The sequence below is a fragment of the Chitinophaga vietnamensis genome (assembly GCF_902167635.1).
Taxonomy (GTDB): Bacteria; Bacteroidota; Bacteroidia; order Chitinophagales; family Chitinophagaceae; genus Chitinophaga; species Chitinophaga vietnamensis.
In genome coordinates, this window is record NZ_CABHMS010000003.1 from 175878 (window position 1) to 201387 (window position 25510).

Genomic DNA, 25510 nt, shown 5'->3' on the forward strand with positions numbered 1-25510 from the left:
ATACAGATCATTTACTGTGTGCGATGAATAAAGGCGCGCTGGTTTCTTCTACCAAAATATCGGCCATGCTGGGCCTGAACCAGCGGGAAAGGCCGCCCCGGGTGTAAGCGCCCAGCACCACGAGGATATTAGTGCTCATTTTGTTGATATATTCAACGATCTCGTCTTCCGGTATGCCTTTCAGCACGGTATAGCTGGCATCCGGGAAATGACGTTTCATAAATTCTTTCATCAGTTTATTATCCGGCAGGTGATAATCTTCGCGCTGGCTTTTTACTGTGATCACTTCTACAGGCAACTGTTTCATGCCAGGGAACAGGTAGTCGAACATCCTTACTGCCTGCACAGATGGCGGCGTGCCATCATACAGCAAAACGATTTTACCGATAGTTTGATACGGGTCCGGCACCATCAGTACAGGGCAGGCCACATCGGCAAGGAGGTGACGCATAAAGCGGGAGGGCGCCTCTTCCCGCAGGCGGTTAAAGGATTCGCGCGCATCGATCACCAGCAGGTCGGCGTAGATGCTTTCGTGCAGCAGCTCTTCTATGGCAATGTTTCTGTCGCGGTGCACCGAATAATTCAATCCCGCATGCTGACAACTTTCTTCAAAGCGAAGCACAGCGCCATCACGCATGCTTTTATCATGGCCGGACATGGTAGCTATCTTTTCATCTGTCACTGCGCCTGATTCGTCCACTAATTCATAAATGCCGTAACTGCGATAGCTGAAATCTTCCAGGAAAACGCCTACCAGGTGGGCCTTTTCGCTTTTGGCGACAGCGATAGCGTAATCCACCGTATTCTGACGGAAACGCAAACCATCCAATACTACGATGATCTTTTTCATATACATTAATTTAAAAGATGACGAACAGGATAGAGTACATGATGTATGCTCAGGCGCTTCGCCTTGAACAGCAATATGACTGCCGCAATCGCCAATATCACGGAAGAAGGGAAGGCGGCGCCGGCGCCGAGTGGAGCAATCGCCAGCAGGAAAACGATGGCGATGGTCAGTCCCACTTTCATCAGCTCTCCTCTTGCAGCAATAGCGAAGGATGTAAACAACTGAAGAAAGGCTATGCTGAGCACAAATGTGGTGATATTGTTTTTGAAAGCGCCGAAGATAAAATCTTCATAAACCGGGAACACTGCCAGCCCGCCCAGTACCAGGTAGGATTGCGGCGCGCGCATGATAGTATCCACATTGTAAAGTGCGGCAACGAAGAAGAGGGAAGAGAGCAGGAAACGCGCCAGCCCCGGCCATTTGATGGCGGCGACCAAAATAAAGATGCTGGAGAGATTGGTAACCAGGTAGGCGATGGAGAAAATATTTGCAGGCATACCATATGGATTTAGTACTACTAAAGTAGCCTATCCGCTATGCCTGCCGAATGATAAGGGTCAGTGCGCAGGATGATTTATGTCAGGGATGAAGAAGAGAAAATAAAACACGACCAATGTTGCTATCACTGCCGTAATCAGGAAGGCTGCACCTGCGCCGAACTGAAACCATATCCAGCCGGTAATGGAACTGGCCAGCAAACTGCAGATGCTCTTCAAGCCGGTACAGGTGCCTATGGCGGTTGCTGTATCTGCTTTCGCTGTAATGTTGCTGATCCATGCGCTTGAAATGCCTTCTGTTGCTGCGGCATACAAGCCGTATAACAAGAAGAGTCCTCCATAAAAGTACGGACCGCCGGTAAACATCATGCCGGTGTATACCAATACAAACAAACACAATCCTGCAATAAATATTTTCTTCAGGCCGATCTTGTCTGCCAGTATCCCCAACGGAAAAGAAGCCAGCGCGAAAACAAGATTATAAAAGATGTATACGCCGATAGTAGCTGTGTCATTCAGCCCGGCCTGCTTTATTCTCAACAGAAGAAAGGCGTCAGAACTATTGCAGAGCGTAAAAACAAGCAATCCTGTTACCACCTTCCGGTAGATAACGGGGCTCTCTTTCCAGTAATGCAGGAAGGAGAAGAAAGAGACGGTGGTATTGTCTTTCCTGTGGTCTGTTCTGTGGTCTTTAATTGCCAGCGACAACAAGATGGCGAGCAATCCTGGTAAGAAAGCGATCAGGAACAAAGGACGGTACTGCCCGGGATGGAAATGCAGGTAAATGAGCGCCAGTGCGGGTCCTGCCACAGCGCCTACTGTATCCATCGAGCGGTGAAAACCGAAAACGCGCGCCTTGGTGGCGGTTGTGGCTTCGTCCGACAGCAGCGCATCCCGCGCGCCTGTACGGATGCCCTTTCCCAGCCGGTCTACGGTACGGGCAAGGAATATCCATAACGGATATACGAAAATGGCCATCATCGGTTTCGACAAGGCACTCAAAGCATATCCCAATTGCACAAAGGGCGTACGTTTGCCGGTATGGTCCGACAGCTTGCCGAAATACCCTTTGCTCAATCCGGCGGTGGCCTCCGCCACGCCCTCCAGTAGGCCGATCAGCAATACGGTAAAGCCGATGCTCCTCAGGTAGATCGGCATCACAGGGTATAACATTTCGCTGGCGGTGTCTGTTAACAGGCTGATGAGCGATAATATCCAGATAGTGCGTGTGAGGTATTGCATCAGGTATAGTTTTTAACGGCCCACACGAAGATAATGATTTTAAAAAGCGTTGTGACGAGCATCAAGCAGGAGTATGATGAGCATCATTCTTGTTGGCTGTAATATCATGTTACTTTGATCACCTAAAACAACCGCTTATGTTACCAGAAGATCTGATCAGGATAGGGGGAGAAACAGGGCAACCCTGTATATCCCTTATTGTGCCTGTATTACAGCCACTGCCAGAAGAAAAGAAAGCTGACAGTCAAATGTTACAGGACGCTATACAAAAGGTCGGCGACTTCCTGAAGGAAATGTATCCGGCCTCATTAGTAGAAAAATTATTGGTATCACTACGGCAGTTGAAAGAAACACTCGATAAAGACAACAATCCGGCCATAACAGGTGTTGGTTTATATGTATCGCCGGACAGACATGCTTGTTTCAGCTTCCCTTTCCCGGTACAGGAAAAGATAAGCATCAGCAATGCTTTTGAAATAAGAGAATTGCTGTTCCTTCAACATTACGCCATCGACTACTTCCTGTTAGAGATCAACGGAAAGAAAATTTCGCTGTACAAAGGCGGACTCAATAAGCTCGAAGAAATAAAAGACGAGCATTTCCCCAGGCATTTCCACGATGATTACGAATACAGCAAACCAGCCAGGGGGCTGTCTTCCACCGGTAATTCCGTTGTGCAGAGCTTTGAAAAAGATAAATCCACCATGATAGCGGACCGGCTGAAACACTTTTACCGGGAGGCTGATGAATGGCTGGCCTCTTATGTCGGGAAATCTCCCCTGGTGGTAGCCGGGCCAACGAAAGACCTTGCACTGCTGGAAGAAATTTCCAGTCATAATAAAAACACCATTGGCGCCATTAAAGGCAATTATACACATACAACGCTACAGCAGCTGGCTGACAAGGCATGGGCCTTGGTTCACAAATGGATAGATGACCAGGAGCACAAGGATATACTGGAGCTGATACAGCAAACAGGCAGGCGCCTGGTAGTGGAAGGCATAAAGAATGTCTGGAAAGCCGCTAATGAAGGAAGAGGGCTCAAACTGTTGGTGGAGAAGGATTTCGCACGCCCCGCCTTCATAGACGCAAAAGACAGGTTGTTCCTCAAACCGCCCAAAGTGAAACACCGCATCACCATTGATATCATCGATGATATCATGAAAAAAGTAGTGGAAAAAAATGGAGAAGTAAAATTTGTGAAAGAGGGCGTATTGCTGGAACAGCAACATATTGCGCTGATCACGCGGTATTGATATCGCTGCTTGAGACTGCTCCCTGATAAAGATCATCCGGCAGCCTAATGGTAGTCATAGTTGCGTGCTTGCCGCTGTCATAGCTTTGAATCAATTTTAATGACGATATCATGCCGGCACCCTATAAAATACAAACGCATTTTGACGGCGCTTTTATGAACAACCTGGCGGCTGCAACAGGCAGGGAATACCTGCTCACCGGGGCGCAGGGAACTTATACCGCGTCCACTATATGCGGGTGTAATACCCGCAAGTACCACGGGCTGTTCGTTGCGCCTCAGCCGCAGATAGACGGGGATGCGCATGTGTTGCTGTCTGCACTGGATGAAACAGTTATCAGTGAAGACGGCATATGGGAGCTGGGCATGCACTGCTATCCCGGTGTATACTATCCGCAGGGATACCAGTATATACGCGAGTTTGCCACACAGCCGGTTCTCCGCTGGAAATACCAGGCCGGCGCAGTGAACCTGGACAAAGAACTGTTACTGGATCATAAAACCGACCGCCTGCTCATCAGGTATACCGTTACAGCAGCGCCCGGCCCTTTTACGTTGCGCCTCCTGCCTTTGCTGGCCTTCAGGAATATGCATACAACCGGCAAGGCTAATTCCTGTATAAACGGGGATATCCTTTCAATGCCGGATGGTATAAGCGTTCGGCTATATGATGCCTATTTACCCTTATACCTGCAACTATTCAGCAATGCTGCCTTTGTACCTTCGCCCGCCTGGTATTTCAATGCAGAATATCCTGTAGAACGGGAACGGGGGTACGAATTTCAGGAAGACCTTTATACACCAGGATATTTTGAAGTCGGCCTGCAGGCAGGGCAATCAGTTATTTTTTCTGCCGGCCTGAAAGCTGCGCAAACGGCGGATGTTTCCGCCTTTGACCCCCAGCCGGATCTCCGGCAAGCGCCTGCTTCACTGGATGCATACCTGCGGCGTGCCGCCCGGCAATTTATTGTCAACACCAACGAGGGTACGATCATAAAAGCCGGCTACTATTGGTTTGGCGTCTGGGGGCGCGATACCTGTATTTCATTACCCGGGCTTACCCTGCTTAACGGCGATGTGAAAACATTTCAGTCGGTTGTAAATACTTTGCTCCGTGGGTTAAAAGACGGGCTATTGCCGAACGCAGTGATAAACGGGCATCCAACATATAATACGGCAGATGCCTCCCTCTGGCTGATATGGGCATTGCAGCAATATGCACAGCGCTATCATGCCCGTATAGCCGTGTGGAAAGAATACGGCGCCGCCATGCAATCAATACTGCATCATTACAGGCTTGGCGCCAGCTTCGGGATCAGGATGGAAGAAGATGGCCTGATATACGCAGGGGAAGAGGGCTATGCGCTCACATGGATGGATGCCGTTGTGAACAACCGTCCCGTAACGCCGCGCGCCGGTAAGGCAGTAGAAATAAATGCCCTCTGGTACAATGCTGTTTGTTTTTGCCTGGAACTCGCCACATTAGCGGGAGATAAATACTTCATCGCCAACTGGAGCGAGTGGCCGGAAAAAATCTGTTTGTCATTTCTGCAATGTTTCTGGAACCCTGTTGAGCAATGCTTGTTTGATTATGTGAACGGCGCGTTTAAAGATGCGGCAGTACGGCCTAACCAGCTGCTGGCAGTATCATTGCCGTATTCGCCGCTAACGCCCTATATGCAGCAGGCGGTGACGGATAAAGTGCGTAAAGACCTGCTTACACCAAGAGGCCTGCGTACGTTGTCGCCCAAGGATGATCAATACCACGGGCACTTTGGCGGAGACCAGGCTACCCGCGATCATGCTTACCATCAGGGCATCGTGTGGCCCTGGATGCTGGCGCATTTTGCGGCGGCATATCTCAGGGTATACAAATACGAGGCACTACCCTTGCTGCAAGAACTTTACAAGGGCATGGCGCATGCACTGGATGAATATTGCCTTTACTCCATAGCAGAGGTATTTGACAGCGATGCGCCCTATAAGGCCGGCGGAGCCGTGGCGCAGGCCTGGAGCGTAGCGGAGCTGCTGCGGATGAACGATCTGATCCATCATTTTCATATACCGGTACAAGAAGAGATCATTAGAAAAAAATAACAACAGATGAAAGTGCTGATGTTCGGCTGGGAATTCCCACCACATATATCGGGCGGCCTGGGCACTGCCTGCCATGGTATCACCAGCGGTCTTACGGCCAGCGGAGTAGAAGTGTTATTCGTGGTGCCGAAGGCTCACGGTAACGAATATACGGAGAAAATAAAACTGCTGAGCGCAGGAGATATCCCGGTGCCTGTTGTGCCCGGAGCAAATATCTCTCCCGCGCTCACTTTCTTTGAGGTGAACTGCCCGATTGTGCCCTATCTAAGCCCGGATGAATTTGCAAAACACGGCGCCATCGCCGCGGAACAAGCCGCCGGCGCTGAAACCGAGGCAGGCGCGCCCGCAGTACGCTATGCATTCAGTGGCGGTTATGGCAAAAACCTCATGAAAGAAGTATGGCAATATGCGCTGGCAGCCGCAGAAATTGCCGCACATCATCATTTCGACGTTATCCATGCACACGACTGGCTTTCTTTTCCGGCAGGCATCATGGCCAGGGAGATCAGCGGCAAACCCCTGGTAGTGCATGTACATGCAACAGAATTTGACAGGGCAGGAGACCGTATCAACATGCAAGTGTACGAAACCGAAAGGCAAGGCATGTTGCAGGCCGATGAAGTGATAGCAGTGAGTGAATTGACACGGCAAACTATCGTCCACAAATATTTTATCGACCCGAAGAAAGTGACCACCATTCACAATGCGGTAAGCGCTGCAACGCCGCCGCCGGTAACGGCTGTCAGCCCTTTCCGGGAAAAGGTGATCACTTTTATCGGCAGGATCACCTGGCAGAAGGGGCCGGCCAGTTTCATAGAAGCCGCCGCCAGGATATTGAAGAAAGACAAGGGTTTCCGTTTCATCATGGCCGGCAGTGGCGACCTGCTGCCATCGATGCTGGAAATGGCGGCCCGCTTGCGCATTTCTTCCCGCATGCATTTTACCGGCTTCCTCAGCGGTCCGCAACGCGATCACCTGTTTGCCCGCAGCCACGTGTTGGTGATGCCTTCGGTATCAGAACCTTTTGGCATCGTGCCGCTGGAAGCGATTAAAGCAGGCCTGCCGGTGATCGTGTCCAAACAATCCGGTGTGCAGGAAGTGCTGCAATACGCGCTGAAAGTGGATTGGTGGAACATCGATGCCATCGCCAATGCTATCTACGGGCTCGCCCGCTACAGTGGCCTGTCCGGCCTCCTCGCCCGCGAAAGCGGAAAAGAAGTGGCCGCGCTGCGTTGGGAAAAACAGGCGCAGCTTATCAAACAGCTTTACAGAAAATTACAGCACCCGTGAATCCATTTTCATTATGCAATTTATCTGCCTTTATTTCCAGGTACATCAGCCTTTCCGCCTACGTCCATTCTCCTTTATGGACATAGGACAGGAGCTGCCTTACTTTGACGACGCCATCAATGATGCCCTGTTACAAAGAGCCGCCCGCCGTTGTTATCTGCCAGCGAACCAGCTGCTGTTAACGCTGATCAGGAAATATGGCGGCCGCTTTCGCGTCAGCTTTTCTATTTCAGGCACTGCCCTGGACCAGTTTGAAAGATATATGCCTGAGGTGATCGACAGCTTCCAGGCCCTGGCGGACACGGGCTGCGTGGAATTCCTGGGCGAAACCAGCGTGCATTCATTGGCGGCATTGGCGAGCGATACAGCATTTACGCGACAGGTAAATGCACATAGCAAGAGGATCACGCAGCTGTTTGGCGCCAGGCCGCTTACCTTCCGCAATACTGAACTGATCTATACAGACGCGATCGGCGCAATGGTCCACCGCCTGGGGTTTACAACCATGCTGGCGGAAGGCGCCGCACAGGTGCTGCATTGGAAAAGCCCCAATCATATATACCGCAGCGCCGCTAACCCCGACCTGAAACTGTTGCTCAAAAACTTCCGCCTGAGCGATGATATCGCTTTCCGTTTTGCAGACCGCAACTGGTCCGAGTGGCCGCTCACTGCAGCTAAATTTGCCGCCTGGCTGCATCATATGCCGCCACAGGAAGAGATCGTGAACCTCTTCATGGATTATGAAACATTCGGAGAACATCATGCACGGGAAACGGGTATCTTTCATTTCCTGGAAACATTACCCGAAACAATATTGTCGCAAACCCGCTACAGCTTTGCCACACCGGCTGAAGCCGCAGCCATTTTGCCTGCCTTGCCCACCTTGTCCATGCCGCAACCGGTTTCCTGGGCAGATGAAGCACGCGACCTCTCGGCCTGGCTGGGCAACGATTTGCAGCAAGACGCCTTTAACGCCCTGTATGCATTGGAAGAAAAGATACAGGACTGTAACGATGAGCCGTTACAACGCGACTGGCTATACCTGCAAACCAGCGATCACTTTTACTATATGTCCACCAAATCCTTTGCAGATGGCGATGTGCACAATTATTTCAGTCCCTATGATACGCCCTTCGACGCTTTTATGAACTATATGAATGTATTGACCGATTTTACGCTGCGCATAGACCGATGCCTGGAAAAGAAAAAAATAACCACCAATGACCGATACGCTTTTAAAACCGGATTACATTTTTGAGGTAAGCTGGGAAGTATGCAACAAAGCGGGCGGCATACATACCGTGCTATGCACCAAAGCGCGCCTGCTGCAACAGGAATGGAACGACCACCTGATCATGATAGGACCCGACCTGCACACCGGCACTGGCATCATCCCCGAATTTAAAGAAGATAAAACGCTCTTCACCACCTGGAAATCACATGCGCTGCAGGAAGGACTTCCCATCAGGGTAGGGCGCTGGAACATCCCGGGAGAGCCATTGGTGGCGCTGGTGGATTTTACGCCGCTCTATCAGCAGAAGAATGCCATCTTCTCGGAGCTGTGGGTAAAGTTTCACCTGGATTCCCTGAGCGGACAATGGGATTATATTGAGCCCGCCATGTTCGGCTACGCCGCTGCAAAAGTGATCAACAGTTTCTATCAATGTCATCTCAATTCTACCGACAAGATTATTGCACAGTTTCATGAATGGATGACTGGCGCCGGTATCCTGTATATCGAAGACCAGGTGCCGCAGGTGGCCACTGTGTTTACCACGCATGCAACAGTGCTTGGCAGAAACATTGCAGGTAACGGACAACCTTTCTATAGCCGTTTTGATACTTTCAATGCAGAGCAGATGGCCAGGGAGATGAATGTAGTGTCCAAGCATTCACTGGAGAAAACCGCAGCAGGCATAGCGGATTGTTTCACAGTGGTAAGTGAATTTACGGCGAGAGAATGTGAAAAGTTTCTGGGCCGGCAACCGGATCTTATCACCCCCAATGGATTTGACGCTTCCTTTGTACCGTCCGATGCCACGTTCACGGATAAACGTAATGCCGCCCGCAAAAAAGTACTGGAGATAGCTACTGCATTGTTACAACAATCATTGCCTGAAAACAGCCTGCTGGTCGTGAAATGCGGCCGCTACGAATTCAGGAATAAAGGCATCGATGTTTTTATTGACAGCCTGGCCTTGCTGCGTGATGGAACGCCGCCAGACAAAAATATCCTGGCTGTCATATTTGTGCCTGCACGCCAGACTGGCCCGAGAGAGTTGTTGCTGCACAGCATGCAACAACCCGATCTTGCTCACCCCAGAACCGGCGAGGTGCTCACCCATCACCTGCTGGGCGCGGACACCGATCCTGTCCTGGACCGTATTCATCAATGCAGGCTTGATAATGCACCCGGCAGCCAGGTGAAAGTTTTGTTTGTACCTACCTATCTGGACGGAAATGACGGCATCTTCAATATGAGCTATTATGATATACTCATCGGCTTCGATCTCGCGGTATTCCCTTCCTATTATGAACCCTGGGGATATACGCCATTGGAAAGCCTGGCGTTTCATATACCAGCCATTACCACCAGCGTGTCCGGTTTTGGCATGGCAGTAAGCCAGCTGCCGGATTTCTCCGGACAAGGTATTTACATCGTGGAAAGGAATGATAACAATGAAAAACAAGCGGCCATCACTATTGCAGATATCATCCGCAACTATGCCGCACAATCTGATGAAACAGTAACGCAATACAGACAGGCAGCCTATGTTATCAGTCAGAAATTTTCATGGGAGCATCTTATTGTCCGGTATAAAATGGCCTATGACTTTGCTTTACAAAAAAGTGCGGAAAGGGAAGCGCTTTTCCGGGGAAAACCGCAAGCGATGCCGGCGCTGATGGTACACGGTATACCAGAGCAGCAGCCTGTTTGGAGGGCCATCGAAATAGAGGCGGCCTTTCCCGCGGCATTGAAGCCTTTGCAAAAAATCGGCGGCAACCTGTGGTGGTCATGGAACAGCGAAGCCAGGGCGCTATTTGAACATATAGACGCCGCATGCTGGCGGCAATGTCAGCACAATCCGCTGAAAATGTTGAAAACATTAGGTCTTGACGCTTTGCTGCAATTGGAAAAAGATAAAGACTTCCTTGACAGGCTGGCGATAGCAGAGCAAAAGTTTGATGATTATATGCAGGCGGCGGAGCACAAGGCAGGGCCGCTGATAGCCTATTGTTGCATGGAGTATGGCCTCTGTTCCGGATTGAAATGGTATGCAGGCGGCTTGGGCGTTCTGGCGGGAGATTACCTGAAAGCCGCCAGCGACGCTAATCTGAATATGGTAGCGGTAGGGCTCTTGTACCGGCAAGGATATTTTTCACAAAAAATAACATGCCAGGGAGATCAGCTGGCAGTGCCCGAAACCTTTGATCTGAACAGTCTGCCCGTGTATCCCGTGAAGAATGCCGATGGCCGTCCTTTGTTGCTGCCGCTGGCATTTCCCGGGCGCATGGTTTCGGCAGCTATCTGGAAAGTCGCGGTAGGACGTATCACCCTCTACCTGCTCGATACTGATGTTGCCGGCAACCAGGCAGACGACCGGCAGATCACGGCGCAGCTATACAATAGCGAACCGGATATGCGTTTGAAACAAGAGATATTACTGGGCATCGGCGGCGCGCGGATGTTGGCCCTGCTGGGCATCCGGCCTGATGTTTATCATATCAATGAAGGCCACGCCGCTTTTGCGGGCCTTGAAAGGATACACGCCATCATGCAGGAAGCCAACCTCCCTTTTGATGCCGCATTAGAAATAATACGTGCCAGCACACAATTCACTACGCATACCGCAATGCCTGCGGCGGTTGACCTGTTCAGCGAAGAGTTGCTGCGCGCCTATTTATCATACCTGGCGCGGGATTTTAATATCAGCTGGGAACAAATAATGGCGCTGGGGAGAAAAGATGCTGCTGATAAAGAAGAGCGATTCTCTATGTTGTACCTGGCCGCACGGCTGTCGCAGGAGATAAATGCCGTCAGCAAGTTGCACCGCCAGGTGTCTGCCAGGATGCTGCAGGTATTGTGGAAAGACTTCCGGCCGGCGGAGCTGCATCTCACCGCTATTACCAATGGCGTGCATGTGCCTACCTGGCTCGCTGAAGAATGGAAAAAAGCCCAGGGTAGCACAGGCAGCATAGCGGATATGAAGGATATAACGGTATGGGGTATACGAATAGAAGCTAAGAAAGCATTGATGCGGATCATCAGGGAACGCGTGCGCGAAGCACGCATCGCCAGGCATGAAAGCCCCGCAAAGATACGCCAGGCGCTGGATAGCATCAGTGAAAATGCCTTGTTCATAGGATTTGCACGACGTTTTGCCCCCTATAAGAGAGCGGGCTTGCTCTTCACAGATATACAAAGGCTGAAACGCATCGTACAAAATAATGCCCGTCCTGTGCTGATACTACTTGCCGGCAAGGCGCATCCCAAAGACGAAGAAGGCATCGTCATCCTGCGGCAGATCATGGCCGTCACCAGGATGCCGGAACTGGAAAACAAGGTACTGTTTCTGGAAGACTATGACCTGGAACTAGCCGCGATGCTCGTGCAGGGAGTAGATGTATGGCTTAATACGCCCCGATTAAACACCGAAGCCTCCGGTACAAGCGGCATGAAAGCCCTGTGGAATGGTGTACTGCAATGCAGCACAAAAGATGGCTGGTGGGCGGAAGCGTTCCGCGAAGACCTTGGATGGGCACTGGATTCCAGCATCTTTTACGACAAAGAAGAACAAACAGATGAAGAGGATGCGGCGATGCTGTATAGCCTGTTGGAAAACGAGATCATCCCGCTTTTCTTTGACCGTAATCCTGCCGGTATCCCGGAAAAGTGGATCAGCAGGATAAAAGCGGGGATCAGTACCCTGGCGCCGGATTACAGCATGCAACGGGTAGTGAAGGAATATGGCAGTTGTTATGATAAATTATATAACAGAAGCCGGCAACTCAGCAGGGACCAATACAAATCAGCAATAGCACTGGCGGCCTGGAAGAAAGATGTGCGCGCCAGCTGGGGGCAGCTGCATGTGATGGAAATGGAACATCCTCCCGGTGATCAGCCCCTGCAAACGCTGGCCACCACCTTTCATACCAGGGTAGTGCTTTATACCGGCGAGCTGCCCGCAAATGATATCGGCGTGGAGATCGTATATGCCCGCAAAGACAATACAGACAGCTATGTACTGGTACAGGAACTGGCGCTTGCCGCGGTAGAGGGCAGCAGGGCTACCTTTGCCTGTAAAGTGCCGCTGGCCTTTTCGGGATCATACGTCTACAGTTTCAGGATATTTCCCAAGCACGCGCTTTTACCACATCGCCTGGACTTTCCACTTATCATGTGGATCTGATCATACTAAAATTTTAAAACTATGTTAGGTGTTTTAATGAAAGAGGACATTGACCAGGTACTGACCCGGAATATTACCGGCAGGCTGGGCTGCACCGATGGCGAGAAAGTGTACATCGTGCCGGTGAGCTATGCTTTTAATGATACTTACCTGGTGGCGCATTCCCGCGAAGGAATGAAGATCGACATCATGCGGAAGCATCCGCATATATGCTTCCAGATAGATGAGATAGATGACCTGTCTAACTGGCGCAGCGTAATTTTATGGGGCGATTATGAAGAGGTGACCGACCCGAAAGAAAGATACTATGCTATGAAATTCCTTGTCGGCCGCCTGATGCACATACCTGTGAGCGAAACCGCCGGCGTGCATGAAATGAGCCAGGAACTGGAACATTCGCCTGCGGAGCCTTCCATCGTAAGACCGGTGGTTTACAAGATCAGGATCAGGGAAAAAACGGGCCGCTTTGAAAAAACTGAATAGCCATTTCAGCTTCCTGTTTATGACAAGCGCTCATTTACATCCTGCGGCTGCGTATACGACTGAGCGTTTCGCGGGCAATGCCCAGGTAGGAAGAGAGCTGGCTGAGCGACACTCTTTGCAGTAGCGCCGGATCATTTTCTTCCAGGTATTCATAGCGCTCCTGCGCTGTCATGAGCTTATAGAGCGCCGCATGTTTTTCCTGTTTGGCGGCGATCAGTTGCAGGCATTTGCGGCCCAATACCTCTATCTGCGGGTCTTTCACGGCTACCTCCCGCAATAATTTTTTATCCAGGCGGATAGCTTCCACTGGTTCGAGGGCCTGTATAGCAAACCCGGACTTTTCCCCGGAAGCAAAACTGTTGATGTTGGTAGCGATATCATGTTCAAAGAAGAAAGCGGTATTGATATCCTGCCCGTCTTTATCATAGAAGGCCCTGCAATGGCCGCTGCTGATAAAGAAGAGGGCATCGCATACTTTGCCGGCTTCCAGCAGGTAGCCGTTTTTCGGGAATGATACGGCTGTCAGGGCCGGAGAGAGCGTTTGCCAGCTTTCCGCAGAGAAGCTGGTGAGCGAGTGGATATATGCCAGGAAACTATTCATCCGCGCGAAGGTAGCATATTAACAGGATAACGTGCACGGCTATACGCTTTATCTCCCGGGGCTTTTAACACGAGTTTAACAGCCGCCTGGCGGGTGAGCGATAGGAAGATGCTTCAAGGGCCTGTTTTATTCTCGTAAACGGGCGGTTATCAGACCGGCTGATATTTAAATAACAAAAAAAAACAGCATCATGAACTACAGGTCCATTCTTACAGCAGTGTTGGTAACTGCCATCACCGCAGTATCAGCAACCGGCGCAATGGCGCAGAATCCATCTAAAGAACACCGCAAACCAGCAGATACAGGCAGGAAAGCGCCGGTGCATACAGCAACACCAGCTCCGAAGCCAGGATTCAAGGCAGATACTGCAAAAAAGCCGGTTAAAAAACATCTCTAGCGTTAGCTGTTAAGCGCTGGATACAAGGTCTCTTGCTTTGGCAGAGGCCTTTTTGTGTTAGCGCTTTATTTGTTATCGAAATAGAGGGAGAAAAGGAAAATCCCGTCTCTAGTTAAATATACGGGGCCGGCGGTATGGCCTGTAATGCGCGCCACGAGTCGCATCAGAAGTACAGTAGTATATTTTATTAAAATTTTTGTTTGTGCGTGCAGATGGTCTATATGAACAGTTCCGGCTGGTATTTGAAAGGTTTTACAACCCCCTTTGCGGGTACGCGAACAGCTTTGTGAAAGAACAAAGCATATGTGAAGATATTGTACAGGAGGTGTTTATCCGGATATGGGAAACCCGCAGAGACCTGCTACAGTCCGACTCCATACGGTTTTATCTTTTCACGGCGGTGCGTAATAATTGTCTTACGCATCTCAGCAGGGAACAGAAACGGGCGATATACAGCCTGTCTGACCTCGACCCTGAAGATGAAGATGGCATCGCCGACGCGGAGCCGCCGGCAGGCGAGGCCGTTAATTACCAGGCTTTGCTAGGCGCGGGCATCGAGAAGCTACCTCCCAAATGCAAGGAGGTGTTCCTGCTCGCCCGGATGGGAGAGCTCAGCAACCAGCAGGTGGCCGATACCCTCGGCATCTCTGTAAAAACGGTGAACAACCAGCTGTGGAAGGCTTTGAAACTATTAAAAGCTTTCGCAAGGAGCGTTAACAGCTGGCTATTATTTTTTTTATGAAACAGATAGGAATATGGCGGATGATCCTGTTTTGTCAAGTAGAGGAGGACGGAAAATATGACGGTAATACCCGATAACATACAGTACATTATTGTAAACAAATTACAGGGGCTCGCTACGCCGGCAGAGGAAACGATGCTGGAAGCATGGCGATTGGAAAGTGCGGCACATGACGAGGAATTGCAGCACTACTACAGCTTGTGGGCCGCCAGCGGCTGGGCATTGTCACATGCAGATTTTGATACCGCCCGTGCCTGGCAGCGGGTGGACAGTCGTTTGCGACGCAGCGCCTCACCACGCATGGTCTATCTCAAAGTGGCCGCAGCAGCGGCTGTGGCGCTGCTGCTCGTCTTTGCAGGCTGGCAACTGTTTAACCGCCAGCGCGAAAAGGTGAGCGAAGAAGTAGTAGTAGTGGCACAAAATACCAATATGTATGTGCGCCTGCCCGACAGCTCGCTGGTATTGCTCCGCAAAGGCGCTACGATCCGCTATCCGGCTACTTTCGGACGCCGCAACAGGCAACTCTCGCTCAGCGGCGATGCCTACTTCGACATCGCACAAAAAGCTGACCTGCCTTTCCAGGTACAGACAGACCGGTCCCTGGTGAAAGTACTCGGCACCTCCTTCGTGATCAATACCAGCGCGAAGAACGACCATATCGTAGTCATCACCGGAAAGGTAATGTTCTCTGCCAATGCAGACCCGGAGCAGCATTGTACCCTTGCCGCACAGGAAGAAGCATCTTATAACGGAAAATCTATCGAGAAGAAAAAAGTTAGTGATGCTAACTATCTGTCATGGCAAACGGATGCGCTTTCCTTTACCAACGCTCCCCTTGAGGAAGTAGTAAAAGACCTCTCCGCCTATTACAAACTGACGATTAAATTGAATGATACACTGAATGCAGCCGGTGTAAAGGTTACTGCCAGCTTCCGTAAACAACCCTTACGGGAAGTGCTGGACGAAATAACCGCCATCACCGGCCTGCATTATCACAACTTAAAAAAAGATACGCTGATCATTTACTGAATCACCAAGAGTGAGTGGCCACCCCGCTACGATATAAGAAAGCAGGACTGAGATTTTTTTTATCGCTGATGATCCTTGTCACCGGCAGCCGATGTGTACTTGCACAGCAGCGGCTGCTGGAACGGCGCTTCACATGCCATGCCGCCAAAGGTTCCGTACCCTTCCTGCTGGCCAGGGTCAGCGCCGACAGCCACGCAGCCATTGAATATGCCGCGCAGTACCTCGAAGGCGGCAGCCCCATGGAGCTGAAGGAAGGAGAAACCACGCTGGGCCAGGTGCTGAATGGCTTGCTGGCAGGCAGGAAAGTGAAGGTAGATGAAAGGAACGGGAAGATCATGCTCATCCCCGCCGACCTTACATTGGCCGTCACGAAAGTGGATGACCATTATAACCTGTTCGGCTATACGAAAGAAGAGAGCAGCCTGGAACCCTTGCCCTATGCGGTGATCACAGACCTCGAATCCGGACAGGCCTGCCAGTCGAACATGTTCGGATACTACAGCCTTCGCCTCACACAAGGCATGCACCATGTAAAGATCATGCAGGCTGGCCGCCCGCCACAGGTGGCTGAAGTATTCATCAGTGGCCCCACCAGGAAGAACTTCACTTTAAGCCCCACATTATTGCCAGAGGTGAAGGTCAGCTCCGGCAACATGCTACAAAAGGATGGCGGTTCCAATATGGAGAAATATCTTTCTTCTACCTATAATAATATGCTCGGAGAGAGCGACCCGGTGCGGTCTTTATACCTGATGCCCGGCAACATCGAATCGCAGGAAACCGCCGGCCGCCTGATGGTGCGCGGCGGAGACCCCGAACAAAGCATATTCCTGCTGGATGGTAACCGCGTATTCAATCCCACCCACTTGTTGGGCGAGATATCCATCATCAATGAGAGTTCACTGAAATCGATCCGGCAATTTAAAAATGATTTCCCTACGCGCTTCGATGGCGCTTTATCGTCTGTAACAGAGGTGAACACCAAAGATGGCAGCATGGACAAATGGGGCGGCGAGCTGAATGCCAGCCTGCTGGCCGCTGCGGCCGCCATAGAGGGCCCGCTGCAAAAGGGGCGTACCAGTATGATGGCTTCATTCCGGCAAAGCTGGTCCAATCCTTTGTTGAATGTGCTCGATAGTAATTATCGCCTGCGCTTCCATGATATTCATTTCAAGGTCACCCACCTGTTCGATAATAACAACAAAGTGATGTTCAGCGGCTACCTGGGCGGCGACCGTTTACAACTGAAACAGGAAGGCTTGCAGAACTTCCAGGTGTGGGGAAACCGGCTGGCAACCATCAACTGGAATCATGTGATAGGCCCGCGCGCCTTTATGAACACCACGTTGAATGTAAGCAACTATCACAATCTTGCCGGCTTTAAACTAACTTTTGTAGACGACTCCACCGGCGAAGTAAAAGAATCAAAAGCCTACAATAACTATGCATCTATAGCGCGTTACGAGGCGAAGACGCAGTTTGAGTTCAATGCATTTGCCCGCACGCAGTTTCATTTCGGAGCCAAGGTGCAGCGTATGGTGATCCGTCCTTTCAATACCAATATTTCTTCTGAATTGCAGGAAGAAACCGGTGGTTACAAACCGATGGATCGATTGCCATTTACAGAGATGTCGCTGTATTATGAAAATGAGTTCCGGCTGGGCCGCCGGCTGCTGATCAGGCCAGGCGTCAATTTCAGTACCTATTGGTTCCGGGATTATCGCTACAGCGCTCTTCAGCCGAGATTCTTTGCAGCCTACCGCATCAACAAATACCAGCAGCTCACTTTCGCCTATGCGCGGATGGGGCAGTACCTGCACCAGGTGTCGAGCCCGGCGCTCGGTGTGAACAGTGAGTTGTGGGTGCCCAGTACATCCATATTGCAGCCTGCGGAAAATGACCTGTTTGACCTGGGCTATCATCTCCACAACGACAAAGGCATTTTATTATCGGCCAATCTCTACTACAGGAAGATGAACAACGTTACCAACTTCGCCAACAAGGGGAACGTTTTTTATAACCAGGATACCTGGGAGCAGGACATCACCACTGGCAAGGGCTGGAGCTATGGTGCAGAACTGCTGGCCGCAAAAAGAATGAAGCGCTGGCAGCTGCAACTGGCTTATACGCTGTCCTGGAGCTGGCGGCAGTTCGATGATGTGAACAATGGTGAAAAATTTCCATTCCGCTACGACAGGCGTCATATCCTTAGCCTGGCGGCTAATTACCGGCCCGACAAACACTGGGACCTCGGCATGATATGGCTGTTCAGCACCGGCGACTGGATACCGCCACAAGTGGGCACGCTGCCAGATATTGAAGGAGATAATAATGCCGGTAATTTTCAATACCGGGGATCTTCCTATTATGATCGTCGTGCGCCAGCCCGCCATCAGCTTAACTGTAATGTGAATTATTATTTCAACACGGGTACATTGAAACATAAAATATCTACCGGCCTGTATAACGCCATACACTCCAGAGCCAGCTACCCGAATGAAGTGTGGAATGTAGATAATGGCAGTTTCACAGTATCAGACAAGCATGTATTTAATCTCACTTATTATCTCTCTTATACATTAAGTTTCTAAACGCGTAGGAAGAATACCTCATTTGCTGTTTTATGATTGAATAGAGTACTGTACCATTCATTCAATAAATAATCAGCACATATGAAACAAGTAAGAATGTCTCTGAAAGGCATTGCCTTTACACTGTTGGCTGGCGCCGTATTTACTTCCTGCAAGAAAAAAGATGATCCGGCTCCGCCTCCTACGAAGACTGCCGCGATACAACTGGTGCACGCTTCCCCCAAAACAGGTGAATTGACAGCGGAGATCAATGGAAAGAAAAGCCAGGACAAGCTGGTGTTCCTGGGCCAGCCCAAAGGCTATGTGAGCGTGTCTGCAGACAAAGAAGCACAATTGAAATTTTCGCTGGATGGCAACAAAGTGGTACTGGATGGAAAGTATACACTGGAGAATAAAGGAAACTATTCTTTGTTCCTTTATGATACGCTGTCGAACAGCAAGATCAGGGCTTTGTTGTTGAAAGATGATCTGGGTGATCCGGGAAAAGGAAAAGCTAATCTGCGTTTTTTGCACCTGTCGCCAAATACTGCCAATGTGGATATTGATGTATTCAAGGCGAAAGACAGTGTGCGGCTCGCGAGCAATGTATCTTATATCGGCGAAAGGCCGGATGCAGTGGCGCTTTCAGCGTTCAAGTCTATTGCTGCCGGCGATTATCGTGTGAAAATTAAAACCAAAACAGGAACGAAAGTGACGACTATTGTGGATATTCCTTCTGTTAAACTGGTAGAAGGAAAAGTTGTGACGCTTTACCTTAGCGGGTTAACCAACGCTATAGGAGCCACAGGGGTGGGGCTTCAGGCATGGCAACACAAATAGATGGTAACAGGAGTCATGAAAACGAAGGCCGCCCGTAGAGGCGGCCTTTATGTTTTGTTATTATCATCAGTCCGTACTTTCTCATGCTGGATAAGATTGGAAGCGAATTTAATGCTGTTTTAATATGCGTATTTAGCTTGTACTGACAGCGATTTTTATCGTTGTCGTTTATCATTAACAAAAACGCACTTGTTTGAAATACGAAAAATATCCTATATTAGTTTAGGTCTTGCAAGCACTTACAGGATTAATCCTATTTACATCTAATTCGGTCGCGACGAATAGAGAAGCATCAAACCCTGTGCATTCCCTAGCACGCTAAAAATTGGACGCTGAACATCCGAACCATGGCGAGAGACAGGAGAGGTATCCTTCTAAAATTCTCATTATGCAACAAATGACCGTTCTTCAAATGGAAGAAATTCAAGGTGGTTATTCTGCCAAGCAAGCTATTCTCTGCGGCTTAACAGTGGCTGGCTGGGGATTGTCGTTGGCCTCTTTAATAGCTGCCCCCAATCCACTTAGTGCTGTAGGCTATTCAGTAGCAACAGCAGGATTGGCTGGATGCTTTGTATAAATCTCTAACCGGGCGGGAACCCATACCCGTTCCCGCCTTATAAATCTAAAGTTATGCGTAAATATTTTCTGCTTCTTGGAATTGTTGCATTAACCATTGCAGGCCTGATGCTTATTCAGGTGATAAACAGGTATAACGCCTTTGGCGCCGACAAGTATTTTGTTTTTTACGTATGCGCTGTATTAGGTGCTATGATTGCGGGTATTAATTTTATTATGGCTGACAAAAAACTTAAAAAGGCTAAAAACTAATTTATTGCGATACGATGATAAAAGGCTGAAGAGTATTGTGCCTCGGGAAGTTTGTACCCTTTTTGAAGATGATCAATGGGATTTGATAGATGGTTCCATGATATAACATGTCTGTTAATATATACAGTTGATAGCCCTTACCAGAATTGTTTTAAAATCGTCCCCCAACGATGCTGCATAGTTTGTTGTGCTGCCTATTACCTCTTTTTTCAAAGAGTGCCTTACGAACAACTTCTTTACCACTACAAGATCTTTTTTTAAATAAAAAGTTGGCAATATGTTGAATGACGTGCTAAAAGATAATAAGTGGTATTATTTGGGTGCAATAGTATTGATCATTGCCCTCGCCACTTTTTATTTGAATACTTATGTATTGACTGACAGTCTTTACTATAACAGTTTTTCAGGGAAGTTAACTGTTGAGCAAATAGAAAATGCACTTGGCATAAAGAAAAGATATTTGTGGGCATCTCTGCTGATGATCCCTGCATTACTTTTTATAAAGATCACATTTAACAGTACCGCAGTATATACCAGTGCTTTCCTGCATAACTGTAGTGCGGGTTTTAGCGGGATATTTGATTTGTGCGTAAAAGCAGAATTGGTTTTTATTGTTCCGCTGGTATTGAAAATATCATTACTGACTTTCTTTAAAAGTCCGGAAACACTTGATGACTGCAACATTATGCCGTTATCGGTTCACTCTTTGCTTCGTATGATACATTTGCCCAACTGGTCGGTTTATCCGTTACAGTTTCTGAATGTTTTTGAGGTATTTTATGTGCTGTTGTTGTCAAAACTATTTTCCATCAGGTTCGGGATGTCATTTCGTAAGTCATTTAGTATAGCTGGTATCGGTTATCTTTCAGGCATGGCATTGTGGATACTTGTGGTTGCATTTCTTACAATAACCTATTTGTAGAATGAAACGTATTATAATCGGTATACTTATCGTTCTGGCGGTTGCCTCCCTTATTACCGCTATATTGTTGAAAACGAATAAGAAGGAAAAGCTGGCCCAATTATCACTTTTTGATGATAGCATCAAACTCAGTTATCTTTCAGGAAGCCCCGCATCATTTGATGCTGATACCTCGAAAGGCACCATCCTGGTGATTTTTAACTCAACTTGTGATGACTGCCAGAAACAGATAGGAGAAATATCCAGGTATGAAAAGGGAAGTGCTAATTATCGTGTAATCTTTGTATCAGATGAAGATATTGAAGTGTTGAGGAAGTTTAAAGCTGGTATGAACGCGGCTGAAGGTAAGGGAATGGAAATCCGCTACGATATTGGTAATTCGCTCACCCGTATGTTTGGTATTCATCATTTTCCAACATCCCTGATCTTCGACAGAAATGGAAAATTACTGAGAAGAGTAGATGGGTTACATGCCGCTGAATTTTTGTTCTCTAGCCCTCTATAGTATGAAACCATTTATTATAACACAGCAGGATCAGTCAGATTGCGGGGTTGCCTGTCTTTCCACTATTATCACCTTCTATGGTGGGAGCGTAAGCATGGAAACCTTGAGAAGAAACAGTGGAACTTCACGTAGCGGAACAACGCTGCTTGGCCTATTTCAGGCGGCTAAAGACTGTGGTTTTATATCCAATAGCTACGTGGCAAGCGTGGATGCCTTAAAAGAGCAGCTTGCACCGGTGATCCTGCATGTTGTAATCGACGGACATTTACAACATTATGTGGTATGCTTTGGAACGAGGAAGGAGAAGGATGGCGGCTATACCTTTATTATCGGTGACCCGTCGTCAGGGATGGTTTATATGCCTGCTGAAAAACTCGATGCTATCTGGCGATCAAAAGTATGTTTAACATTGGAGCCTGATAATGATAAGTTCAGAAAGGTGAAAGATATCAGAAGCGAGAAAGTGAGGTGGATCAGAAACTTGCTAACTGATGATATTGCCATTTTAAGTATCGCTGCTGGTATAGGCGTAGGTATTGCTGTATTGGGGTTGTCTATGGCTATTTTCTCCCAACGATTGATAGATGATATCCTTCCTGGGAAGAAGGTCGATAAATTAATACCAGGTATTTTGCTCCTCTTTTTTGTACTTATTGCAAAGGAAGTATTAGCCTTTTTTAGACAATATTTTCTTATCAGCCAGTCCAAAGGATTTAATACCCGTATCACTGATATCTTTTATTCGCGGTTGCTACACTTGCCTAAACCTTTTTTTGATTCCCGGAAGGTTGGCGAGCTTACGGCGAGGCTGAATGATACCACCCGTATTCAGCGAGTTATCAGCCAACTCGCCGGCAATACGCTTATAGATGTGCTGGTGGTGATAGTTACCACCGGTTTTCTATTCTCCTATTCTATTTCAATGGGAGTCCTCTGTATAGTGATATTGCCAACATTCTATTTTATTGTTTACCTGCATAACCGTCCCATATTGGAAGGGCAAAAAAAGACAATGGTAGATTATGCCAATACGGAATCCAACTATATTTCTACCCTACAGGGAATTGATCCCATCAAAAACCATAATCTGCAACAGATGTTTGCATCGGTAAACAAAACTATTTATCAACGTTACCAGGAATCGATATTCAAACTGGGGAAGATACAGATACGGCTGTCATTCCTGGCTAACAGCCTTGGCGTATTATTTCTCGTAGGAGTGTTATTTTACGGAAGTAAGTTGGTGTTGGCAGATCGTCTGAAGACAGGAGAATTGATAGCAATTTTATCTATGTACGGCACGCTATTGCCGTGTATAGCCAATCTTGCATTAATCAGCATCCCCTTGAGTGAAGCGAAGATCGCCTTTGATCGCATGTTTGAATTTACATCAATAAGCCCGGAAAAGGATGAGGAAACTGAATTGGCAATAGAACAACTTATATCATTAAAGGTTGAACAATTATCTTTCCGGTTTGCCGGCAGAAGCCAGATATTAAAAAGTGTATCTTTTGAAGTAAACAGGAGCGAAATAATAGCGATAATGGGAGAGAATGGTTGCGGCAAGTCAACCTTGGGGCAGGTCTTATTGAAACATTATTTTCCGGAGCATGGAACTATTATGATCAATGAGAGATATTCATTCGGGGATATCAAACTTGATAAATGGCGGAGTCTTTGTGCGCTGGTGCCACAGAGTATTCATCTTTTCAATGGAACAGTACTGGAGAATATTGCTTTTGAAGATGCTGTCACAAAAACACAGGAGGTGATATTCTTTTTGCAGCAGTATGGCTTTGCACCTTTTCTGGATAGTTTGCCGCAATCTGTAATGACATTGATTGGTGAGGAAGGCGTCAGCTTGTCTGGCGGGCAAAAACAGATGATAGCGCTGGCAAGAGCTTTGTACCGGAAACCGCAACTGCTTGTACTCGACGAAGCCACTGCCGCCATGGATCGGGAACACGAGCGCTTTGTGCTTCGCCTGCTGCAACGGCTGAAGCAGGAGATGGCCATTGTTTTTATAACACACCGCCTTCATGTGTTGAAAGCGTTTTGCGACAGGATATATATATTGGAGAAAGGAACGATAACAGCAGCAGGTAGTCATGATACGCTGCTGAAGACAGATAATCTTTACAGTATTTACTGGACAGATATGGTTTCCTGAAGAACCCTGCCGGATGGCAACACCCGACAGGGTTTGCAGGGCCGAATTGCCGGCGCAAGAAACATCAATACCCCGGGTTCTGTTTCAATCCTGGCGCGGCATTGAGCACATTCTGTCCAATGGGATATATGGCGGTGTGCTGATCTGCATCCGGCTTTTTATCCCACCAGGCGCCTGTATTGAAAACGCCCCACCGTACCAGGTCCGTTCTCCTTCTGCTTTCCACCAGGAACTCTCTTCCCCATTCATCCAGCATTTCATTGTCGCTGAGCTGGCTGCCATCAGCCTGGTATAAACTCGGCGAGCCTGCCGGGTAATTGCGCTGGCGCACAGCATTCAACAAGGCGGCTGCACCGGCTTTATCTCCTGCTCTGTATTTGCATTCCGCATAGGAGTAGTAGATTTCGGCGAACCTTATTTCCGCATAGGCGGAAGAGATCTTGTTGGGATCATTATTGGGATAGTATGGATATTTTACCGGAAAGATACCGGAGTTATGATCGCCGTGATTCATATCGGACTCCTTATCAGTGATCCTTGTGCCTGGCGGCGCATTCAGGAACATGCCCACCTGGTCGCGGAGGAATAAGGGATAGGGGCCTTTGTTGCCTCGCACCGTATCCGCATTGCCGGCCGCATTGATATAAGGCAGATAGCCGAAGAGGAACATGCCTTCCCGTGTGCTGTTGCCGAGATTCTTGTATTTACGAAGACGGAAATCATCGGGATAGTGGTAGAATTTTATCAAAGGCTTTCCTAACGTGAACGCATACTCGACGCTGTCCACATCCCTTCCTGGCTGCAAGGCATACTTGGGATTGGCCTCGCCGAAATCGGTGAAGCCGAAATAACGGGTGGCCTGGTAGGGCATCATCCAGAAGTACATACCACCATCATATTGCCAGTGAGTGAGACCGAAGCTGCCGGGAAATCCAAAAACGGTTTCGGGGGATTGACTGTTGTTATAGTCAAAAGGGGCATCCCACCTGGGTTCCAGGGCATAGCTGCCGTATTTGCCATCGATCAGGTCTTTACACATGGCGGCACAATCGGCGAACCGGTCTTTGCCGGTATATACCTTTGCGTTGAGATACAATCTTACGAGCAGGGCGGCAGCGCCGCCTTTCGTCCAGCGCCCGATGGCGTTCTGGCCGAGCGCATCGCGTGTTGGAAGTGCAGGGATGGCGTCCTTCAATTCTTTCTCTATAAAATCAAATGCTTCCTGTGGCGTTACCTGCGGCCCCGCTTTGGTTTCGCCTTTTACTTTTGTAACGATCACGATGTTGCGGTATAGATCGAGCAGGCGGATATTGAACCATGCGCGCAGGGTTTTCAGTTCTGCAATAAAATCGTCCAGCTGTGCCTGCGTAAGATCAAACCTGCCGGGATCTTTGATGCCTTGCAGGTCTTCGAGAGAGTTGGTAGCCAGGTTGACGCCCTGGTACAGCGCATTCCAGGCATCGCTGGTATATCCGTCGTTCGGCGTCCAGGTGTGATAATGCACGCGTTGGTATTGACCGCCATCGTACCAGTCGCCCTGGCGGTTCAGCGTCATCAGTTCATCGGTGCTGTTTTCCTGCAGCATGAAGGTGGCGCCGCCCTGGATGCTCCAGTAGGCGTGTTCAAAGGGGCGGAGGAAATCCCGTACCACATCGGCTTTTGTTTGCAGGAAATTGCCGGATGTGATCTTGTCGTATAACTGTTCATCCAGCTTGGTACAGCTGCTGCCGAGCAGTATCAGCAGGAGGATGAAGCGGATATTTATGTGGTGTTTCATGAAT

The 25510-nt window shown here is 48.9% G+C and carries 21 protein-coding genes; 16 read left to right on the forward strand and 5 right to left on the reverse strand.

Going from position 1 to position 25510, the window contains the following annotated elements:
• Positions 1-7: 7 nt before the first annotated feature.
• From FPG75_RS08885 to FPG75_RS08895, 3 genes are read right to left on the reverse strand one after another with little or no spacing between them, the layout of a single operon-like run.
• Positions 8-850 carry a universal stress protein gene (locus FPG75_RS08885; RefSeq protein WP_143306432.1) on the reverse strand — a complete coding sequence of 281 codons (843 nt, stop codon included), beginning with the start codon at positions 848-850 and terminating at the stop codon, positions 8-10.
• A 5-nt stretch (positions 851-855) separates the two neighbouring features.
• The gene (locus FPG75_RS08890; RefSeq protein WP_143306433.1) at positions 856-1347 is read right to left on the reverse strand and encodes a hypothetical protein; all 492 of its coding nucleotides are present in this window, start codon (positions 1345-1347) and stop codon (positions 856-858) included.
• 60 nt (positions 1348-1407) lie between these two features.
• Positions 1408-2589: an MFS transporter gene (locus tag FPG75_RS08895; RefSeq protein WP_143306434.1), complete on the reverse strand. Its 1182-nt coding sequence runs from the start codon at positions 2587-2589 to the stop codon at positions 1408-1410.
• Positions 2590-2726: 137 nt separating this feature from the next.
• Here FPG75_RS08895 and FPG75_RS08900 point away from each other — a divergent pair, with 137 nt between their 5' ends.
• The 6 genes from FPG75_RS08900 to FPG75_RS08925 all read left to right on the forward strand — a co-directional run bounded on the left by FPG75_RS08900 (position 2727) and on the right by FPG75_RS08925 (position 13125).
• Positions 2727-3845, forward strand: a complete 1119-nt coding sequence (locus FPG75_RS08900; protein ID WP_143306435.1) for a baeRF3 domain-containing protein — start codon at positions 2727-2729, stop codon at positions 3843-3845.
• Between the two features lie 110 nt (positions 3846-3955).
• On the forward strand, positions 3956-5941 hold the full coding sequence (locus tag FPG75_RS08905) for an amylo-alpha-1,6-glucosidase (protein WP_143306436.1): 1986 nt from the start codon (positions 3956-3958) through the stop codon (positions 5939-5941).
• A 6-nt stretch (positions 5942-5947) separates the two neighbouring features.
• Entirely contained in the window at positions 5948-7231 is a 1284-nt protein-coding gene (locus tag FPG75_RS08910) for a glycosyltransferase family 4 protein (RefSeq protein WP_143306437.1), read from the forward strand.
• A 13-nt stretch (positions 7232-7244) separates the two neighbouring features.
• Entirely contained in the window at positions 7245-8489 is a 1245-nt protein-coding gene (locus FPG75_RS08915) for a glycoside hydrolase family 57 protein (protein WP_143306438.1), read from the forward strand.
• Positions 8452-12642 carry an alpha-glucan family phosphorylase gene (gene glgP / locus FPG75_RS08920; RefSeq protein WP_143306439.1) on the forward strand — a complete coding sequence of 1397 codons (4191 nt, stop codon included), beginning with the start codon at positions 8452-8454 and terminating at the stop codon, positions 12640-12642. Before FPG75_RS08915 ends, glgP begins: the two co-directional genes overlap by 38 nt.
• Positions 12643-12663: 21 nt before the next feature.
• Entirely contained in the window at positions 12664-13125 is a 462-nt protein-coding gene (locus FPG75_RS08925; protein ID WP_143306440.1) for a pyridoxamine 5'-phosphate oxidase family protein, read from the forward strand.
• A 34-nt stretch (positions 13126-13159) separates the two neighbouring features.
• On the opposite strand, the gene FPG75_RS08930 is transcribed toward FPG75_RS08925, so the two are convergent.
• Positions 13160-13726: a Crp/Fnr family transcriptional regulator gene (locus FPG75_RS08930; RefSeq protein WP_143306441.1), complete on the reverse strand. Its 567-nt coding sequence runs from the start codon at positions 13724-13726 to the stop codon at positions 13160-13162.
• Positions 13727-13916: 190 nt separating this feature from the next.
• Between FPG75_RS08930 and FPG75_RS08935 the strand changes: the two genes are divergently transcribed.
• The 10 genes from FPG75_RS08935 to FPG75_RS08980 all read left to right on the forward strand — a co-directional run bounded on the left by FPG75_RS08935 (position 13917) and on the right by FPG75_RS08980 (position 23729).
• Positions 13917-14123, forward strand: coding sequence for a hypothetical protein (locus FPG75_RS08935; RefSeq protein WP_143306442.1), 207 nt, complete (start codon positions 13917-13919; stop codon positions 14121-14123).
• A 202-nt stretch (positions 14124-14325) separates the two neighbouring features.
• On the forward strand, positions 14326-14865 hold the full coding sequence (locus FPG75_RS08940) for an RNA polymerase sigma-70 factor (protein WP_161596734.1): 540 nt from the start codon (positions 14326-14328) through the stop codon (positions 14863-14865).
• A gap of 57 nt (positions 14866-14922) precedes the next feature.
• Entirely contained in the window at positions 14923-15894 is a 972-nt protein-coding gene (locus FPG75_RS08945) for a FecR family protein (RefSeq protein WP_143306444.1), read from the forward strand.
• Positions 15895-15962: 68 nt separating this feature from the next.
• Positions 15963-18485, forward strand: coding sequence for a TonB-dependent receptor (locus tag FPG75_RS08950; RefSeq protein ID WP_143306445.1), 2523 nt, complete (start codon positions 15963-15965; stop codon positions 18483-18485).
• 81 nt (positions 18486-18566) lie between these two features.
• Positions 18567-19304, forward strand: a complete 738-nt coding sequence (locus FPG75_RS08955) for a DUF4397 domain-containing protein (protein ID WP_143306446.1) — start codon at positions 18567-18569, stop codon at positions 19302-19304.
• Positions 19305-19692: 388 nt separating this feature from the next.
• On the forward strand, positions 19693-19881 hold the full coding sequence (locus FPG75_RS08960; RefSeq protein ID WP_143306447.1) for a hypothetical protein: 189 nt from the start codon (positions 19693-19695) through the stop codon (positions 19879-19881).
• A gap of 53 nt (positions 19882-19934) precedes the next feature.
• Positions 19935-20132 (forward strand): hypothetical protein, encoded by a 198-nt coding sequence (locus FPG75_RS08965; protein ID WP_143306448.1) that lies wholly within the window; start codon positions 19935-19937, stop codon positions 20130-20132.
• 277 nt (positions 20133-20409) lie between these two features.
• Positions 20410-21054, forward strand: coding sequence for a hypothetical protein (locus tag FPG75_RS08970; RefSeq protein ID WP_143306449.1), 645 nt, complete (start codon positions 20410-20412; stop codon positions 21052-21054).
• Between the two features lies 1 nt (position 21055).
• Entirely contained in the window at positions 21056-21559 is a 504-nt protein-coding gene (locus FPG75_RS08975) for a TlpA family protein disulfide reductase (protein WP_143306450.1), read from the forward strand.
• Between the two features lies 1 nt (position 21560).
• Positions 21561-23729 carry a peptidase domain-containing ABC transporter gene (locus FPG75_RS08980; RefSeq protein WP_201747916.1) on the forward strand — a complete coding sequence of 723 codons (2169 nt, stop codon included), beginning with the start codon at positions 21561-21563 and terminating at the stop codon, positions 23727-23729.
• 64 nt (positions 23730-23793) lie between these two features.
• Here the strand turns inward: FPG75_RS08980 and FPG75_RS08985 are convergent, their stop codons facing one another.
• Positions 23794-25506 (reverse strand): RagB/SusD family nutrient uptake outer membrane protein, encoded by a 1713-nt coding sequence (locus FPG75_RS08985; RefSeq protein ID WP_143306451.1) that lies wholly within the window; start codon positions 25504-25506, stop codon positions 23794-23796.
• Between the last annotated feature and the right edge of the window lie 4 nt (positions 25507-25510).